A 2,019-nucleotide genomic window follows, 5' to 3' on the forward strand; every position below is an offset into this window, starting at 1 on the left:
TGGAGTCCTGGTCCAAGGGCAGTCCGGACCGTTGGCGATCGGTGCGTTCCTGGAGGATCTGCTTCACCCGTGTGTGCTGGGTGAACAGGGAGATATCGGGGTCCCCGTCTCGCTCCAGGATGTTGATCGCTCCGGCATGGTCTGCTTGCCACACCGCCCCGCACTGAGTGCAATGAAGCCGGTCCCCTTTACGGACACCGAGGGTGTCCGTAAAGGGGACAACTTGCGAGGTGTAGGCAGCGTTGACCAGCCGCACCGCAGAACCTCTGCGGCCCGATACAGTCTCCAGCGCCTCCGCGGTGATGCCCTTGGTCCAGGCAGCCAGGCGCCGGTTGGTGTTCTTCCCCAGCTTCTTGCGGCCGGTGAACGTCTTGGTGAGGTCTTCGGCCACGATGACGCTGGCCTTGTCGACGACCGTGTGGACGGACTTGAAGGTCAGGTCACGGACGCGCGCCTGCCAGGCGTTCGAACGGCGGTCGCGCTTGAGGGTACCGAGGTTGTTGTCCCGGATTCGCTGAGCCTTGCCCAGATCGCCGCGCTGTTCTGCCTTCTGTGCGAGTGTGCGGAGCTTGGCTCGCCGCTGGCCCTTGGCCTTGCGGTGGTCGGACTCAGATGACAGGAGCTCCCCAAGTTGGGTTCCGTGGTGCTGTCCGTCGGAGTCGGTCAGGACCTCGGTGTAGCCCTTGTCCACGCCGATCTCCCGGACCCCGCACGGCCGCTTGGACGACTTCATGTCGGCGGCGTCGATGGGATAGTGCACCTCGACCCGGTCACCACGGAGGATCAGCCGGAGCGTTCCCGACGGGGCGACGGTGGTGTTCAGCGGGATCCTGACCAGTTGCCGGCGCTCCAGGCCGGGTACCGCAAGCCAGACGTTGCCGCCATCGGTGAGGGTGAAAGTGCGGTACTGGTCGGAGCGCACGACGATCTGATTCCTGGTCTTGTTCCGCCCGCGGCGCCAGTGCTTGCGCATCATGCGGCACAGGTACGGGTCGTCGTTCCACTGGTCGCGCCTGAGGTCGGTGAACAGGCGCTTCTTCTCGGCTTCGGCCACCTCTGTACGCGCTATCGCCCGGCGGACCTTGACCTTCGCTGCCTCGCGGTTCGCGGTGATGTCGGCGACCGCGTCCCGGACGGTCTCTTTCCACGCGTTCGCCAGCACACCGAACCCGGCCGCGGTCCCATCGCGCATCCACTGGTCACGGACGGCGCGGTCCTTGACGCCCACTCCCGCGATGGAGCCATAGTCACGCCACACACGGGAACGCACCGCGCCGAGCCTGATGGCCTGCTCTGCGAGCTGGGCGTACTTTCCAGCGTTGAGGTTCGTCGAGTAGGCGATACGAGTGACCTTCACCGGCCACCGCCGACGAGTTCGCCTTTGAGGGTCTTCTCATACTTCCGTAGCCCGTACAGGCGACACGAGACGGTGTGCACGATCGCGAGCAGGTCCTGGACCATCTCTTCCTGCGGAGAGAGCGATTCCTGGTTCGCGACCAGGATCGTGCAGCCGTTCTTGTCGGCCACGTACTCCAGATACTCGAACCCGAAGCGGGCGAGCCGGTCCTTGTGCGCTATGACGAGCGTGCCGATCTCACCCCGCTCGATCGACTCCATCAGCGCGAGGAACTTCTTCCGCTTGAGGTTCATGCCGCCGCCGATCTCGCGGACCCAGTCATCCACGGGCAGACCGCGGCCCCGGCAGAACTCCTCCATCGCCGTGACCTGCGAGGCAAGATCATCCTTCTGTCCAGGCGAGGAGACCCGGCAGTACACCACGGTTTTACGGGCCGACTCCTCGAAGCCGGGCTGCAACACCTTCCGCACATCGGCATCGGTGAAGTACCGCTGCCCGGACGCGTTCCGGCGTGCCACGATGCGGCCCTCCCGCTCCCACCGCCGCACGGTGGAAGGGGAACGGCCGATTCGTTCTGCGAACTCGCCGATCCGGTACATGCTGATCACCGTAGATAACTCTGGGCAGCAGTAGGCAAGAATCAGCCACTAGACCTCTCCTCC

General features: G+C 64.9%; 2 protein-coding genes. Both read right to left on the minus strand.

The window, feature by feature from the left end:
• Positions 1 to 1,357: zinc ribbon domain-containing protein (locus tag ACTWQH_RS32640; protein WP_443290434.1), on the minus strand; the 1,357-nt coding region annotated here is incomplete at its 3' end.
• Positions 1,354 to 1,956 (minus strand): IS607 family transposase, encoded by a 603-nt coding sequence (locus ACTWQH_RS32645; protein ID WP_443290435.1) that lies wholly within the window; start codon positions 1,954 to 1,956, stop codon positions 1,354 to 1,356. The genes ACTWQH_RS32645 and ACTWQH_RS32640, both read right to left, overlap by 4 nt.
• Positions 1,957 to 2,019: the final 63 nt, after the last annotated feature.

The sequence above is a fragment of the Streptomyces sp. 6N223 genome (assembly GCF_052246635.1).
GTDB lineage: Bacteria > Actinomycetota > Actinomycetes > Streptomycetales > Streptomycetaceae > Streptomyces.

What these genes read in the sequence shown, in the direction of transcription:
- ACTWQH_RS32645 (WP_443290435.1), bottom strand. Translation starts at nt 1,956, where the DNA reads ATGTACCGGATCGGCGAGTTCGCAGAACGAATCGGCCGTTCCCCTTCC.